At 70.2% G+C, this 13,373-nt stretch carries 14 protein-coding genes; 6 read left to right on the top strand and 8 right to left on the bottom strand.

What is annotated here, in order from left to right; all coding sequences use genetic code 11:
* Window positions 1–19: 19 nt before the first annotated feature.
* Together minD and minE are read left to right on the top strand one after the other, a co-directional pair.
* Window positions 20–835, top strand: coding sequence for a septum site-determining protein MinD (gene minD, locus FJM51_RS06290; RefSeq protein ID WP_140453278.1), 816 nt, complete (start codon window positions 20–22; stop codon window positions 833–835).
* Window position 836: 1 nt separating this feature from the next.
* Complete coding sequence (minE, locus tag FJM51_RS06295) at window positions 837–1,115, top strand: cell division topological specificity factor MinE (protein WP_140453279.1); 279 nt, start codon at window positions 837–839, stop codon at window positions 1,113–1,115.
* Between the two features lie 116 nt (window positions 1,116–1,231).
* Here the strand turns inward: minE and FJM51_RS06300 are convergent, their stop codons facing one another.
* The 3 genes from FJM51_RS06300 to FJM51_RS06310 all read right to left on the bottom strand — a co-directional run bounded on the left by FJM51_RS06300 (window position 1,232) and on the right by FJM51_RS06310 (window position 3,660).
* On the bottom strand, window positions 1,232–1,627 hold the full coding sequence (locus FJM51_RS06300) for a (R)-mandelonitrile lyase (RefSeq protein ID WP_140453280.1): 396 nt from the start codon (window positions 1,625–1,627) through the stop codon (window positions 1,232–1,234).
* Window positions 1,628–1,680: 53 nt separating this feature from the next.
* The gene (gene tal / locus FJM51_RS06305; protein WP_140453281.1) at window positions 1,681–2,661 is read right to left on the bottom strand and encodes a transaldolase; all 981 of its coding nucleotides are present in this window, start codon (window positions 2,659–2,661) and stop codon (window positions 1,681–1,683) included.
* A gap of 117 nt (window positions 2,662–2,778) precedes the next feature.
* Complete coding sequence (locus FJM51_RS06310; protein ID WP_140453282.1) at window positions 2,779–3,660, bottom strand: LysR substrate-binding domain-containing protein; 882 nt, start codon at window positions 3,658–3,660, stop codon at window positions 2,779–2,781.
* Between the two features lie 118 nt (window positions 3,661–3,778).
* Between FJM51_RS06310 and FJM51_RS06315 the strand changes: the two genes are divergently transcribed.
* Entirely contained in the window at window positions 3,779–4,990 is a 1,212-nt protein-coding gene (locus tag FJM51_RS06315; RefSeq protein ID WP_140453506.1) for an aminopeptidase P family protein, read from the top strand.
* Between the two features lie 143 nt (window positions 4,991–5,133).
* On the opposite strand, the gene FJM51_RS06320 is transcribed toward FJM51_RS06315, so the two are convergent.
* The 5 genes from FJM51_RS06320 to queA all read right to left on the bottom strand — a co-directional run bounded on the left by FJM51_RS06320 (window position 5,134) and on the right by queA (window position 10,686).
* Complete coding sequence (locus tag FJM51_RS06320; protein ID WP_140453283.1) at window positions 5,134–5,982, bottom strand: urea carboxylase-associated family protein; 849 nt, start codon at window positions 5,980–5,982, stop codon at window positions 5,134–5,136.
* 91 nt (window positions 5,983–6,073) lie between these two features.
* Complete coding sequence (gene lpdA, locus FJM51_RS06325; RefSeq protein ID WP_140453284.1) at window positions 6,074–7,471, bottom strand: dihydrolipoyl dehydrogenase; 1,398 nt, start codon at window positions 7,469–7,471, stop codon at window positions 6,074–6,076.
* Window positions 7,472–7,603: 132 nt separating this feature from the next.
* Window positions 7,604–8,173, bottom strand: coding sequence for a DUF924 family protein (locus FJM51_RS06330; RefSeq protein WP_140453285.1), 570 nt, complete (start codon window positions 8,171–8,173; stop codon window positions 7,604–7,606).
* 52 nt (window positions 8,174–8,225) lie between these two features.
* Window positions 8,226–9,506, bottom strand: coding sequence for an MFS transporter (locus FJM51_RS06335; protein WP_140453286.1), 1,281 nt, complete (start codon window positions 9,504–9,506; stop codon window positions 8,226–8,228).
* Window positions 9,507–9,639: 133 nt separating this feature from the next.
* Window positions 9,640–10,686 carry a tRNA preQ1(34) S-adenosylmethionine ribosyltransferase-isomerase QueA gene (gene queA, locus FJM51_RS06340; protein ID WP_140453287.1) on the bottom strand — a complete coding sequence of 349 codons (1,047 nt, stop codon included), beginning with the start codon at window positions 10,684–10,686 and terminating at the stop codon, window positions 9,640–9,642.
* Window positions 10,687–10,808: 122 nt separating this feature from the next.
* Here queA and FJM51_RS06345 point away from each other — a divergent pair, with 122 nt between their 5' ends.
* The 3 genes from FJM51_RS06345 to FJM51_RS06355 all read left to right on the top strand — a co-directional run bounded on the left by FJM51_RS06345 (window position 10,809) and on the right by FJM51_RS06355 (window position 13,358).
* A complete protein-coding gene (locus FJM51_RS06345; RefSeq protein WP_140453288.1) occupies window positions 10,809–11,270 on the top strand; it encodes a peroxiredoxin in 462 nt (153 codons plus the stop codon).
* A 284-nt stretch (window positions 11,271–11,554) separates the two neighbouring features.
* The gene (locus FJM51_RS06350; RefSeq protein ID WP_140453289.1) at window positions 11,555–12,856 is read left to right on the top strand and encodes a DUF5930 domain-containing protein; all 1,302 of its coding nucleotides are present in this window, start codon (window positions 11,555–11,557) and stop codon (window positions 12,854–12,856) included.
* Window positions 12,846–13,358 (top strand): bactofilin family protein, encoded by a 513-nt coding sequence (locus FJM51_RS06355; protein WP_140453290.1) that lies wholly within the window; start codon window positions 12,846–12,848, stop codon window positions 13,356–13,358. The genes FJM51_RS06350 and FJM51_RS06355 overlap by 11 nt, the downstream gene beginning before the upstream one ends.
* Window positions 13,359–13,373 lie beyond the last annotated feature (15 nt).

A 13,373-nucleotide genomic window follows, 5' to 3' on the forward strand; every position in this document is an offset into this window, starting at 1 on the left:
TCAAGAAGAGGAGTATCGCTTGGCCAAGATCATCGTAGTCACATCCGGCAAGGGGGGCGTCGGCAAGACGACCTCCACGGCCGCCATAGGCGCGGGCCTCGCGATGCGGGGCAAGAAGACCGTGGTCATCGATTTCGACGTGGGTCTGCGCAACCTCGACATGATCATGGGCTGCGAGCGCCGCGTGGTCTTCGACTTCATCAACGTGATCCAGGGCGACGCGAAGCTGAAGCAGGCGCTGATCACCGACCGCCGGCTCGAGAACCTCGCGGTGCTGCCGACCAGCCAGACGCGCGACAAGGACGCGCTGACGCAGGAAGGCGTGGGCAAGGTGCTCGACGAGCTCCGCAAGGATTTCGACTACATCATCTGCGACAGCCCCGCCGGCATCGAGCGCGGCGCGCATCTCGCGATGTACTACGCCGACGAGGCGGTGGTGGTGACCAACCCCGAAGTCTCCTCGGTACGCGATTCCGACCGCGTGCTCGGGCTGCTCGCCTCCAAGACCAGGCGGGCCGAGAAGGGCGACGGCGGCGTGCCCGCGCATCTGCTCCTCTCCCGCTACGACCCGGCCCGGGTCGCGCGCGGCGAGATGATGAAGATGGAGGACATCCTCGAGATCCTCTCGATCCCGCTGCTGGGCATCATCCCGGAAAGCCCCGCGGTCCTGAAGGCCTCCAACCTCGGCACGCCCGTCACCTTCGACACCAAGTCGAACGCCGGCCGCGCCTACGAGGACGCGGTCTCCCGCCTGATCGGCGAGCAGGTCGAGATGAAGATGCAGGCGCTGGAAAAGCCGGGCCTCTTCTCGCGGCTGCTGCGCAGGACGGCCTGAGATGCTGAGCCTGTTCCGCCGGACCCGGCCGCAGGGCAGCACAGCCGACGCCGCGAAGGAGCGGCTCCAGATCCTGCTGCAGCACGAGCGCGGCGACCGGGCGACGCCCGATTGCCTGCCGCAGCTGCAGAAGGAGATCCTGGCCGTCATCGAGCGCTACATGCGCGTCGGCGACGACCACGTGGACATCAAGCTCGAGCGGGGGGATGAACTCTCGACGCTCGAGATCAACATCGAGCTTCCCGGCGCCCGCGCGCTCACCACGCGCGGCGCCGCCTGAGAGGACCGCTCCGCCCGGACTGCCCCGGCGGATCGGTTCCTTTCCGGACCATGAGCGGGACCCGGATCCCGGCGCGACCGTGGGGGGCGCGTCCGGGGAAGGCCGCCGCGCCCGGGTCAGCCGCCGTATTCGGCGTCGCTCACATGGTCGAGCCAGTCGACCGCCCGTCCTTCCGACACTTCCTGGATCGCCATATGCGTCATCGCCGTCTCCGGCGCGGCGCCGTGCCAGTGCTTCTCGCCCGGCGCGAACCAGACCACGTCGCCCGGCCGGATCTCCTCGACCGGCCCGCCCGCGCGCTGGACCCGGCCGAGGCCCGAGGTCACGATCAGCGTCTGGCCGAGCGGATGCGTGTGCCAGGCGGTGCGCGCGCCGGGCTCGAAGGTCACGCTCGCGCCCTGGACCCGCGCGGGATCGAAGGGGTTGAGCAGCGGATCGATCCGTACCGTTCCGGTGAACCACTCCGCCGGCCCCTTGCCCGACGGCCGCGAACCGGCCCTGATGATTTCCACGAATATCCCTCCTCCGGGTGGAGCCGCCCCGCCACCGGCGGGGCGGGGCGCATTCAGCCGAGCCGCTTGCCGATGATCCCGAGCAGCGTCTCGCTGTCCTTGTGGAAGCCGCGGATGCCCTCGGCGAGCTTCTCGGTCGCCATCGGATCCTCGTTCATCATCCAGCGGAAATCCGCCTCCTCCATCGGGATCGGCGTCACGCCGGTCGCCTGGTCGGCGGAGAGCACGCGGGAGAGCGGCCGGGTATCCTCGGAAAGCTCGGTCAGCAGCGCCGGCGCGATCGTCAGCCGGTCGCAGCCCGCGAGCGCGGCGATCTGCTCGGCGTTCCGGAACGAGGCGCCCATCACCACCGTGCCGATCCCGTTCGACTTGTAGTAGTCATAGATCTGGCGCACCGAGAGCACGCCGGGATCCTCCTCCGGGTCGAAACCGGAAACGCCCTGCGCCTTCTTGTACCAGTCGGTGATCCGGCCGACGAAGGGCGAGATCAGGAACACGCCCGCGTTGGCGCAGGCCACCGCCTGGGCGAGGCTGAAGATCAGCGTCAGATTGCAGTTGATCCCGTCCTTTTCCAGCTGCTCGGCGGCGCGGATCCCCTCCCAGGTGGAGGCGAGCTTGATCAGGATCCGCTCCCGCCCGATCCCCTTCGCCTCATAGGCCGCGATCAGCGCCCTGGCCTTCTCGATCGAGGCGGGCGTGTCGAAGGAGAGCCGCGCGTCGACCTCGGTCGAGACCCGGCCGGGCACGAGCTTCACGAGCTCGGCCCCGACCTCGACCGTCAGCGCGTCGGCGATCTCGGCGGCCGAGCCGCCGGCATGGTCCTTCACCACGCGATCGACGTGATCGGCGAATTCCTCGGTCTGGAGCGCCTTCAGCACGATCGACGGATTGGTCGTGCAGTCGATCGGCTTCAGCTTCGCCACCGCCGCGAGATCACCCGTATCGGCGACGACCACCGTCATGTCGCGCAACTGGTCGAGCCGGCTCGCCCCGGTCGCGGCGGCGCGGTCCTGGCTCAGCGTCGTGTCGTCCATCTCTCTGGCCTCCTCATTGGCCGGACCGCGCCGGGCGCGAACCGGGACCTTCGTCTGTGTCTCACCGCAGATATAGAGCCCCCGGCCGGAGTTTGCACGGGCCAACCGGCGAAAGCCTCAGCCCTCGGCCGCCGCCGCCAGCAGCCAGTGGCGGAAGCGCTCCACCGCCGCCGCCCGCGCCGGTTCCGGCCGGGCGGCGGTCAGCGCGTAATAGGCCGTTTCCGCGCGGATCGCCGGCCCCGGCAGCCGCGCGAGCCGCCCCGCGCGCAGATCCTCCGCGATCACCGCGAGCGGGCAGAGCGCCACCCCCTGCCCCGCCAGCGCCGCGGCGCGGAGCAGGTTGAAATCCTCGAAGACCGGCCCCGGCGGCACCGCGCGCCCCGGCTCGCCCGCCGCGTCGAGCCAGGCGCGCCAGCCGCGCTCGTCGGAATCGTGCAGCAGTCCCGCGCGGAGGATCGCGGCGGGATCGCCCTCCCCGCCCAGCCCCGGCGCCGCGACCGGCACCGTCAGCCCGGGCAGCAGGCGCGTCACCGCCATTCCCGCGGGCCGGGGCGGCGTCTCGGCGAAGACGATGGCCAGGTCGATCCCGCCGAAGTCGATCGCCTGACCGTGGAACGCGTAGACGAGCCGCGTCTCGATCCCCGGCGCCAGCGCGCGGAAGGCGCCGAGCCGCGGGATCAGCCAGCAGATCGCGATCGAGGGGATGGCCGCGACCGTGAGCGCCGGCGGCCCGCCCGCGCGCCGCGCCCGGCGGCAGGCCGCCTCGACCTCGCCGAAGGCGCGGCCGAGCGCCGCGGCCAGTTCCACCCCATGCGGCAGCAGGTCCGCCCGGTTGCCACGCCGCGCGAACAGCGGCCCGCCGAGCCATGCCTCGAGCCCGCGCACCTGATGGCTGACGGCCGACTGCGTGACGCAGAGCTCGTCCGCCGCCCGGCTGAAGGAACCCTGGCGCGCCACCGCCTCGAAGACGCGCAGCGCGCCGAGCGGAGCCTGCGACATCGCATCTCTCCATGAATTTCGCTCATGCTGCGCCGAGAAACCCTCCTTTGACAAGAGCCCGCTCCGGCCCGATCCTCGCGCCACACCCGAGCACGGAGAGAGGAACATGGACGGCGCGATGCTCACCCGCGACAGGCTTCAGGATTTCACCGCGAACGGCCCGAAGGCGGTCCCGACCTTCTCGGACGCCGAGATGACGCGGCGGCTCGCCGCGCTCCGCGGCCGGATGGCGGAGGCCGGGATCGACGCGGCGCTGCTCACCTCCTACCATAACATCAACTACTACTCGGACTTCCTCCACTGCGCCTTCGGCCGCCGCTACGGCCTCGTCGTGACGCATGACACCTCCACCTCGATCTCGGCGGGGATCGACGGCGGCCAGCCCGCGCGGAGGACGTTCGGCGGCAATGTCACCTATACCGACTGGCGGAAGGACAACTGGTTTCACGCGGTGCGCCAGCTGACCTCCGGCGTGAAGCGGCTCGGAATCGAATTCGACCATGTGAGCCTCGAGACCTTCGCGCTCCTGCGCGCCGAGTTCCCGGAGATCGACTTCGTCGACATCGCCGCGCCCGCGATGCGGCTCCGGATGGTCAAATCGGCGGAGGAGATCGCGCATATCACCGGGATGGCGCGGATCGCCGATCTCGGCGGCGCGGCCTGCGTCGAGGCGGCGCGGGTCGGGACACCGGAGCACGAGGTGGCGCTCCATTCCACCGCGACGATGGTGCGCGAGATCGCCAAGACTTGGCCCCACGCGGAACTGCTCGACACCTGGACCTGGTTCCAGTCCGGCCTCAACACCGACGGCGCGCACAACCCCGTCACCTCGCGCCGGATCGAGCGCGGCGACATCCTCTCGCTCAACTGCTTCCCGATGGTCGCGGGCTACTACGTCGCGCTCGAACGGACGCTCTTCGCCGAGACCGCGACCGCCGAGAACATCCGCCTCTGGGAGGTCAACTGCGCCGTTCACGACCGCGGCAAGGAACTGCTCGTCCCCGGCAGGTCCTGCGCCGAGATCGCGCGGGAACTGAACGAGATCTACGCCTCCCACGACCTGCTCCGCTACCGAAGCTTCGGCTACGGCCATTCCTTCGGCGTGCTCTGCCACTACTACGGCCGCGAGGCGGGGCTGGAACTGCGCGAGGATTGCGAGACGGTGCTCGAACCCGGCATGGTCATCTCGATGGAGCCGATGATCACCATCCCGGAGGGCATGCCGGGCGCCGGCGGCTACCGCGAGCACGACATCCTCGTCATCACCGAGGACGGCAACCGGAACATCACCGGCTTCCCCTACGGCCCCGACCACCTGATCGTGAAATGACCGGCGGTCTCGTACAGGTTTGCTAACCTGGAGAGCAGTCAGAGCCGGGCCAACAGGCCCGGCTCCACTCGAAAAAGACTCGCACGCGACCCGCGCGCTCCGGATGGCCGCGACGGCGGCCAGCGGCCCCGGAGCCGCTCCCCTCAAGCCTCCCCCCAAGGGGGCGTCGGCGGCTTCATCCCATGCGCCCCGCGATAATCCGGCGAGCGCGGCTCCTCCCACCCGTCGAGCGTGCCCTCCGCGAGATCGTAGACCTCGATCCCGAGCGGCCGGCAGACCTCGAGCGGATCGCGCGCGTCCGGCCCCCAGAGCCGGATCGAGAGATCGCCGCCCGGACAGGTCGAGAGCGCGCAGAGCAGGTCCTGCTCCGCGAACATCTCGAGATAGTCACCCGCCTTCGCCGGGCAGTCGCGCATGAAGTACCGGTCCGCGTGATTGAGCCCGGTGCACTGGAACACGTTCAGCACGTCATGCACGTCGAACTCGGTCAGCCCGAAGGGCGCGACCGCGCGCACGAGGTTCGAATGGCAGTGATGGTCGAAATCCTCGCCGGTCAGCAGCCGGTTCACGTAAGGGTCGCAGCGCGTGCCGAGCAGGTCGTGCACCCGGCCGCCGTATTCGTCCACCCCGTATCCCGCCAGCGAATCCGCCGTGATCGTGACCAGCGGACGGAGATAGGGCAGCGTCGACCACAGCCTGTCGAAGACGCTCACATGCGCCGCCTGCAGCTGGCGCGTCCGGGAAGCCCAGAGCCTTTCGCGCGGGTTGTGGGCGTTCCAGATGTTGAGATCCCCGACCTGCGGCCCCTCGGGCGCGACGATCCGGAACACCTGCCCCGCCTTCACCCGCCAGGCGCGCCCGGTCCGGATCGGGACCACGAAGCTCTCGGCGAGGCTCCGCCCGGCGTTTGCGACACGGGTGTAGAAGTCGCGGTCCACCGAAAGGGCGGAGCCTTCGTCCGCCTGATAGGCCGCCGGAAAATCGCGCGTCATCGCCGCTTCCTACCGCCAATATGCATATGCATATCCGCCAAACCGCGAGGGACAACGGGGAATATGCATATGCATATTCCCCGGTCCTGTCTCACATGTGGAGCATCTTGCCGTAGGCGTCGAGCACGGCCTCGTGCATCATCTCCGAGAGCGTCGGATGCGGGAAGACGGTGTCCATGAGCTCGGCCTCGGTCGTCTCGAGCTTGCGCCCGATCACGTAGCCCTGGATCAGCTCGGTGACTTCCGCCCCGACCATGTGCGCGCCGAGAAGCTCGCCGGTCTTGGCGTCGAACACCGTCTTGATCATCCCCTCCGGCTCGCCGAGCGCGATCGCCTTGCCGTTGCCGATGAAGGGGAAGTGGCCGACCTTGACCTGATAGCCGAGCTCCTTCGCCTTCGCCTCGGTGTAGCCGACGCTCGCCACCTGCGGCTGGCAGTAGGTGCAGCCGGCGATCGTCTCGGGCCGGGTCGCATGCGGATGGCCGCCCGCGATCATCTCGGCCACCATCACCCCCTCGTGCATCGCCTTGTGCGCGAGCCAGGGCGCGCCGGCGAGATCGCCGATCGCATAGAGCCCGTCGACCCCGGTGCGGCAGAACTCGTCCACCACGACATGCGTCCGGTCGACCTTCACGCCGGCCGCCTCCAGCCCGAGGTTCTCGACATTGCCGACGATGCCGACGGCGGAGATGACCGTGTCGAACTCCTCCGTCGTCTCCTTGCCGCCGGTCTCGATCGTGGCGACGACCTTGTCGGCGCTCCGGTCGAGTTTCTTCACGGTCGACTTCTCGAGGATCGTCATCCCCTGCTTCTGGAACTGCTTCTTCGCGAAGGCGGAGATCTCGGCGTCCTCCACGGGCAGCACGCGGTCGAGCACCTCGACCACGGTCGTCTTGGCGCCGAGCGTGTTGTAGAAGCTCGCGAATTCGATGCCGATGGCGCCCGAGCCGATCACGAGCAGCTTCTTCGGCATGTGCGGCGGCACCAGCGCGTGGCGGTAGGACCAGACGCGCTTGCCGTCGGCCTCGAGCCCCGGCAGGTCGCGCGCGCGCGCGCCGGTGGCGAGGATCACGGCCTTCGAGGCGGTGATCTCCTCGGTTCCCTTCTCGCCGGTGACCGAGACCTTCTTCGCGCCGGCCAGCGTCGCCGTGCCCATCACCACGTCGATCTTGTTCTTCTTCATCAGGAAGCCGACGCCGGAATTGAGCTGCTTCGCGACGCCGCGCGAACGCTTCACCACCGCGTCGAGATCGTAGCCGACGTTTTCCGCCTTGAGCCCGAATTCCTTCGCGCGGTGCATCAGGTGGAAGATCTCGGAGGTCCGGAGCAGCGCCTTCGTCGGGATGCAGCCCCAGTTGAGGCAGATGCCGCCGAGATTCTCGCGCTCGATGACGCAGGTCTTGAGCCCGAGCTGCGCGCAACGGATCGCCGCGACATAGCCGCCGGGCCCGCTTCCGATCACCACCACGTCGTAGGTCTTGCCGGCCATAATCTCACACCCCCGGGGAAAAACGCGTGTTCCCGCGCTGTTAACGGATCTGAACGTCGCGGGCCAGTCCGACCCGCGACTTTCGTCGTATAGCCGTCCCCCGCTGTCAACCGTGACGCGGGGAAAGCCGGTTCAGGCCGCGCGGGCGCGGGCGAGCGCCCCGGCGTAGCCGCCCTCGTCGAGATAGGCCTGCTCGCCCGGGGTCGAGACCCGGCCGAGCGCCGCGTTGCGCGTCGGGAAGCGGCCGAAGGTCCGGATCACGTCGCGATGCGCGCGCGCATGCACGAGAAGTTCCGGATCGGCGACGGTCATGAAGAGCCGGACCGAGCGCGCCTGATCGGCGCCGGCCTCGGAATGTTCGAGCGGCAGGTAGAAGAACGACCGCTCCGCCTCCGGAACGCGCCGGTCCTGACCCTTCTCGATCGCGCGCTTGGCCACCGCGCGCGCCTCCGGGTCGCTGGCGAAGGCGCCCGCCTCGTCCCGGAACATGTTGCGCGGAAACTGGTCGAGCAGGATCAGGAGCGCCAGCGTGCCGCGGGGCTCCACCGCCCAGCAGTCGAGCCGCCCGGCGCGCGCGTCGGCCCAGAGACCGGCGAAACGCGCCCTGATGTCGTCGTCGAGCCCCGGGGGCGGCGTGAACCATCCCTCCGGCCCCACGTCCCTGAGCCAGAATTCGAGGATCTCCTCCGCGCGATGATCCATCTTCCTTCTCCTTCCTCGCACAGACGCGGCATGCCTCCGCCGCGCCCTCCCCTCACTCCTGCTCCGCCTCCTGGGCCTCCTGGGCCTCCTGGGCCTCCTGCCGCCGCTCGGAGGCCACGGCCTGCGCCACCTCGACCGCGACGGGCGAGGCCTGCGGCAGGACGGTCGGATAGCTCGCCGCCACGCCCGCCGCCGGCGAGGCGCGGCGCGTCATCCGGTAGACGGCGTAGACCGCGACGAGCCCGAAGAGCGCGGCGAGATAGAAGAAGAACCCCCCCGATCCCATCGCCGTCATCAGCCAGCCGATCACGAAGGGCCCCGAGATCGCGCCGAGCCCGTTGATGAAGAGCAGCCCGCCCGAGGCGGCGGCCATGTCGCCCGATTCGAGGAAGTCGTTCGTATAGGCGATGAGCAGCGCGTAGAGCGGATTGGCGACGCCGCCGATCAGGAAGCCCACGAGCAGCAGCGTCCAGGCATTCGGCGGCGCGATCGTCGCGAGCAGGGTCAGCGCCGCCCCGAAGGCGGTCAGCGCCGCGATCATGATCCGCCGGTCCATCCGGTCGGAGGCCCAGCCGATCGGCATCTGGCAGACCAGCCCGCCGAGATAGATCGTGGCGACGAAGGCGGAGATCTCGCTGACGCTCAGCCCCTTCTCGGTGCCGAAGACCGAGGCCATGCCGAAGGTCGCCGCGTAGACGCCGCCGAGCGCGAAGGTGCCGACGCAGCCGAGCGGCGAGATCCGGAAGAGTTCGCCCAGCGTCATGCGCTTCGTGGTCGCATAGGGCGGCGCCGGGCTGACCGAGAGCAGGATCGGCGAGAAGGAGACCGAGACCAGCACCGACATGATGATGAAGAGCGTGTAGCCCGCCGGATCGGCGACGTTGAGCAGCCCCTGCGCGGAGATGATCCCGACCATCTGGACGATCATGTAGAGCGAGAGCGCCTTGCCGCGGTTCTCGTTGCTCGACCCCTCGTTCAGCCAGCTCTCCGCGACGACGTAGATCCCGGCGTAGCAGAAGCCGACCAGGAGCCGCATCGCCGCCCAGAGCACCATGTTGGCGTCGGCGGCGTAGAGGATGAAGGCGGCCGCGACCAGCGAGGCGAGCGCGGAGAAGACGCGGACATGGCCGACGCGGCGGATCAGGTTCGCGACGACGCGCGTGCCGAGCAGGAAGCCGGCGTAATAGGCGCTCATCACCCAGGCCATGGTCGCGGGGGAGAAGCCTTCGATTCCGCCCCGGATGCCGAGCAGCGTTCCCTGCATCCCGTTCCCGGTCATCAGGAACATCATCCCGAGCAGCAGCGCCCAGGAGTTCGTCAACACGCTCGTCATATGCCCGGCCGTCCGTTTTCTTCCCCGGGCCTCCGCGAGACCCCGGCGCGGTGACCTTATCGCAATTCCGGCCCCGCGCGACAGGGGCGGCGTTCACCGGAAAGCACGACGAATCGGCAAGAAAGGCGGTGTGTCACCCGCGGGGCAGCAGCAGCGACGAATCGCCGTAGGAGAAGAACCGGTAGCGCGCGGCGATCGCATGGGCGTAGATCTCGCGGATCCGCTCCACCCCCATCAACGCCGAGACGAGCATGAGCAGCGTCGATTTGGGCAGGTGGAAATTCGTCATCAGCCCGCGGGTCACGCGGAACTCGAAGCCCGGGCGGATGAAGATGTCGGTGTCGCCGCGCCAGGGCGCGATCCGGCCCGGCGCGGTCGCCGCCGTCTCGATCAGCCGGAGCGCGGTGGTGCCGACGGGAATCACCCGCCCCCCGGCGGCGAGCGTCGCCTCGATCGCCGCCGCCGTCTCCGCGCCGATCTCGCCCCATTCGGCGTGCATCCGGTGCGTCTCGATGTTCTCGACCTTGACCGGCAGGAAGGTGCCCGCGCCGACATGGAGCGTGACGCGCGCCTGCCCCACCCCCTTCGCGGCGAGCGCGCCGAGCAGATCCTCGTCGAAATGGAGCGAGGCGGTGGGCGCGGCGACCGCGCCGGGGCGGGTCGCGAAGACGGTCTGGTAATCCTCGCGGTCGGCCGCGTCGGGCGCGCGGCGGGCGGCGATGTAGGGGGGAAGCGGCATCTCGCCCACCGTCTCCAAGGCGGCGTCGAGGCCTTCGCCGGCCTGGTCGAAGGCGAGCACCACCTCCGCCCCGTCCTTCTCGCGCACCTCCGCCGAGAGGATCTCGCCGAAGGCGATCCGGTCGCCGACCGCGAGCCGCTTGCCCGGCCGCGCCAGCGCGCGCCAGGTCCCGTCCGTGCCGGCCGCGATCAGCGTCGCCTCGATCCGCGCCTCGCCGCCGTTCGCGCGGCGCCGGACGCCGGAGAGCCGGGCGGGGATCACCTTCGTGTCGTTGAGCACCAGCAGGTCGCCCGGCCGGAGCCAGTCGCCCAGCGCCGCGACGGTCGAATCGGTGATCCGCGCCGGCTCCGCGACCAAGAGGCGCGAGGCCGGGCGGGGGCGGAGCGGCCGGAGCGCGATCAGGTCCTCCGGCAGGTCGAAATCGAAATCGTCGAGCCGCATTCCCTCTCCCCCGATCCAGCGCGCGGGCCGCCTCTTATGCCCGCCCCGGCCCGGCGACAACCGGCCCCTTGCGCCGCGCGCCGCCGCCCGGTCAGATCGCGCGAGCCCCAAGGGAGGATGCCATGCTCGAACCCGGCGACACCGCCCCCGCCTTCACCCTGCCCCGCGACGGCGGCGGCGCGGTCTCGCTCGCCGATTTCGCGGGCGGGCCGGCGGTGGTCTATTTCTACCCGCGCGACGACACGCCGGGCTGCACGACCGAGGCGGTGGAATTCTCCGCCGGGATCGAGGCCTTCGCCGCGCTGGGCGCGCCGGTGATCGGCATCTCGAAGGACAGCGTGGCGAGCCATGAGAAGTTCCGCGACAAGCACCGGCTCGGCGTGATCCTCGCCTCCGACGAGGGGTCCGACACCTGCGAGCGCTACGGCGTCTGGGGCGAGAAGTCGATGTACGGCAAGACCTTCCTGGGCGTGACCCGCGCGACCTTCCTGATCGGCGCCGACGGGAAGATCGCCCGCGTCTGGCCGAAGGTGAAGGTCGCGGGCCATGTGGCGGAGGTGCTCGCGGCGCTCCGCGCGCTCTGAGCCATCACGAAAAGTTACAGATGCGTTACAATCCCCCCGCGGCCGATCCCGGGCCGCGGGAGGGCGGGGAGGGGTTCGGGGCCTGCCAAACGGCCAAGGGAATCACGGGGCTCCGCCGGTTTCGTGAGCCCGCGGGCCCCCGGGAACACAGCTCCGCGCGCCGACGGCGACGGCGGAACTCCGCCGACGGGGCGGCGGTCGCATTGCCATTCGTTTACGGTGTTCCTAATCACCCGTTAACAGGGGCGAAGCCTCCAAGATCGAAACAATGACGGGGTAAACGCATGGCGGGTTCCGAACGCCGGCAGACCAGGGGCCTGTCCGCGGTCCTGCCGGAAAAGCGCCTCACGGTCCACCGCGATGGCGCAGCCCGCCATGTCACGATCAGCCCGCTCTCCCAGCTTCTGCTCGGCCTTGGCGGCGCCGCGGTGCTCGGCTGGATGACCTTCTCGACCGCCGCGCTGCTGAGCGGCGCCGTGGCGCCCCGGGGCGCGGCCGAGGTCGATCCGCTCCGCGCCGCCTACGAGCAGCGCCTCGACGACCTCGCCGCCGAACGCGACCGCCGCGCCCATGAGGCGAGCTCGGCGCAGGGGCGCTTCCAGCTCGCGATGGACCAGATCAGCCGCCAGCAGAGCGACCTGCTCGCCGCCGAGAGCGAGAAGCGCGAGCTTTCCGCCGCGCTCGACGCGATGCGCGCCCGGCTGCGCGACGCGACCGCCGCGCGCGAGACCGCTCCGGAGGACGGGGCGGAGGCAGTGGTCGCCGCGGCCACGCCGGCGGGCGATCTCGACGACACGATCCGCGTCCTCTCGGCCGAGCTTCGCGACACCGCGGCCGCGCGCGACGCCGCGGCTGAGCGGACGGCCACGCTCAGCCGCGAGGTCTCGCGCATGAAGCTGAGCGCCGAGATCGCGGACAAGCGCCGGGACCAGATGATCGACCGGGTGGAACAGGCGGTGGCCATGTCCTTCGGCCCGCTCAGCGCGGCCATGTCGAGCGTCGACATCGACGTGGACGCGCTCATCGACGCGGTGCGCTCGAACTATTCCGGCGAGGGCGGCCCGGTCGGCGCCGCGGTCTCGACCCGCAACTACGACCCCGGCGTCGCGGATCCGCGCCTCGACACGATGATGAACGATCTCGACCGGCTGAACCTGCTGCGCGTCGCCGCCGGCAAGGTTCCGGTCGCGATGCCGGTGCATGACGCCTTCCGCCTGACCAGCACCTTCGGCGTGCGGCGCGACCCGAAGGGCGCGGGGCGGCGGATGCACGAGGGGATCGATCTCGCCTCCCCCCGGGGCACGGCGATCTATGCGACGGCGGATGGCGTCGTCACGGCGGCCGGGCGGGAGAGCGGCTACGGCAATGTCGTCCGCGTCCGCCACGACCTCGGCTACGAGACCATCTACGCGCATCAGGCGAAGATCCGCGTCAAGCTCGGTCAGCGGGTCTCGCGCGGGGACCGGATCGGTGATATGGGGACGACTGGACGAAGCACTGGCGTCCACCTGCACTATGAAGTGAGGCTCAACGGCGTAGCCGTGAACCCGCTGCCCTATCTGGAGGCCGCGCAGCATGTTCAGTAAGTCCCGGCCGAGCGACCCCGTGCCGCAGCCGAAGCCGACCCCGGAGCCCGCGAGCGATCTCCGCCCCGCCGCCCCGGCGGGAAGCGCCCCCTCCGCCGCCGCCAAGCCCCGGCCCGCCGCCTCGGTCCTCTCATCGGATCTCATGGTCACCGGCAACATCCGCTCGACCGGCGACATCCAGGTCGAGGGCACCGTCGACGGCGACGTGCGCGCGCAGACCCTCATCATCGGCGAGAGCGCGACGGTGAAGGGCGAGGTGGTCGCGGACGAGCTCATCGTGCACGGCCGCGTCACCGGCCGCCTGCGCGGCGTCAAGATCCGCCTCAGCGCCACGGCGAAGGTCGAGGGCGACGTGGTGCACAAGACGATCGCGATCGAGAGCGGCGCGCATTTCGAGGGCTCGGTCCACCGCGAGGAGGATCCGCTGACCAAGGGCGGCAAGCCGCAGCCGCCGCGCCTCACCGGCCCCTCCCCCGCCAAGGCCGACGAAACCGCCGGGTAATCCGCGGATCTCTCG

This window comes from Amaricoccus solimangrovi, from assembly GCF_006385685.1.
Classification (GTDB): Bacteria; Pseudomonadota; Alphaproteobacteria; order Rhodobacterales; family Rhodobacteraceae; genus Amaricoccus; species Amaricoccus solimangrovi.

What these genes read in the sequence shown, in the direction of transcription:
- minE (WP_140453279.1), top strand. Translation starts at nt 837, where the DNA reads ATGCTGAGCCTGTTCCGCCGGACCCGGCCGCAGGGCAGCACAGCCGAC.
- tal (WP_140453281.1), bottom strand. Translation starts at nt 2,661, where the DNA reads ATGGACGACACGACGCTGAGCCAGGACCGCGCCGCCGCGACCGGGGCG.
- FJM51_RS06310 (WP_140453282.1), bottom strand. Translation starts at nt 3,660, where the DNA reads ATGTCGCAGGCTCCGCTCGGCGCGCTGCGCGTCTTCGAGGCGGTGGCG.
- FJM51_RS06315 (WP_140453506.1), top strand. Translation starts at nt 3,779, where the DNA reads ATGCTCACCCGCGACAGGCTTCAGGATTTCACCGCGAACGGCCCGAAG.
- FJM51_RS06320 (WP_140453283.1), bottom strand. Translation starts at nt 5,982, where the DNA reads ATGACGCGCGATTTTCCGGCGGCCTATCAGGCGGACGAAGGCTCCGCC.
- lpdA (WP_140453284.1), bottom strand. Translation starts at nt 7,471, where the DNA reads ATGGCCGGCAAGACCTACGACGTGGTGGTGATCGGAAGCGGGCCCGGC.
- FJM51_RS06330 (WP_140453285.1), bottom strand. Translation starts at nt 8,173, where the DNA reads ATGGATCATCGCGCGGAGGAGATCCTCGAATTCTGGCTCAGGGACGTG.
- FJM51_RS06335 (WP_140453286.1), bottom strand. Translation starts at nt 9,506, where the DNA reads ATGACGAGCGTGTTGACGAACTCCTGGGCGCTGCTGCTCGGGATGATG.
- queA (WP_140453287.1), bottom strand. Translation starts at nt 10,686, where the DNA reads ATGCGGCTCGACGATTTCGATTTCGACCTGCCGGAGGACCTGATCGCG.
- FJM51_RS06345 (WP_140453288.1), top strand. Translation starts at nt 10,809, where the DNA reads ATGCTCGAACCCGGCGACACCGCCCCCGCCTTCACCCTGCCCCGCGAC.
- FJM51_RS06350 (WP_140453289.1), top strand. Translation starts at nt 11,555, where the DNA reads ATGGCGGGTTCCGAACGCCGGCAGACCAGGGGCCTGTCCGCGGTCCTG.
- FJM51_RS06355 (WP_140453290.1), top strand. Translation starts at nt 12,846, where the DNA reads ATGTTCAGTAAGTCCCGGCCGAGCGACCCCGTGCCGCAGCCGAAGCCG.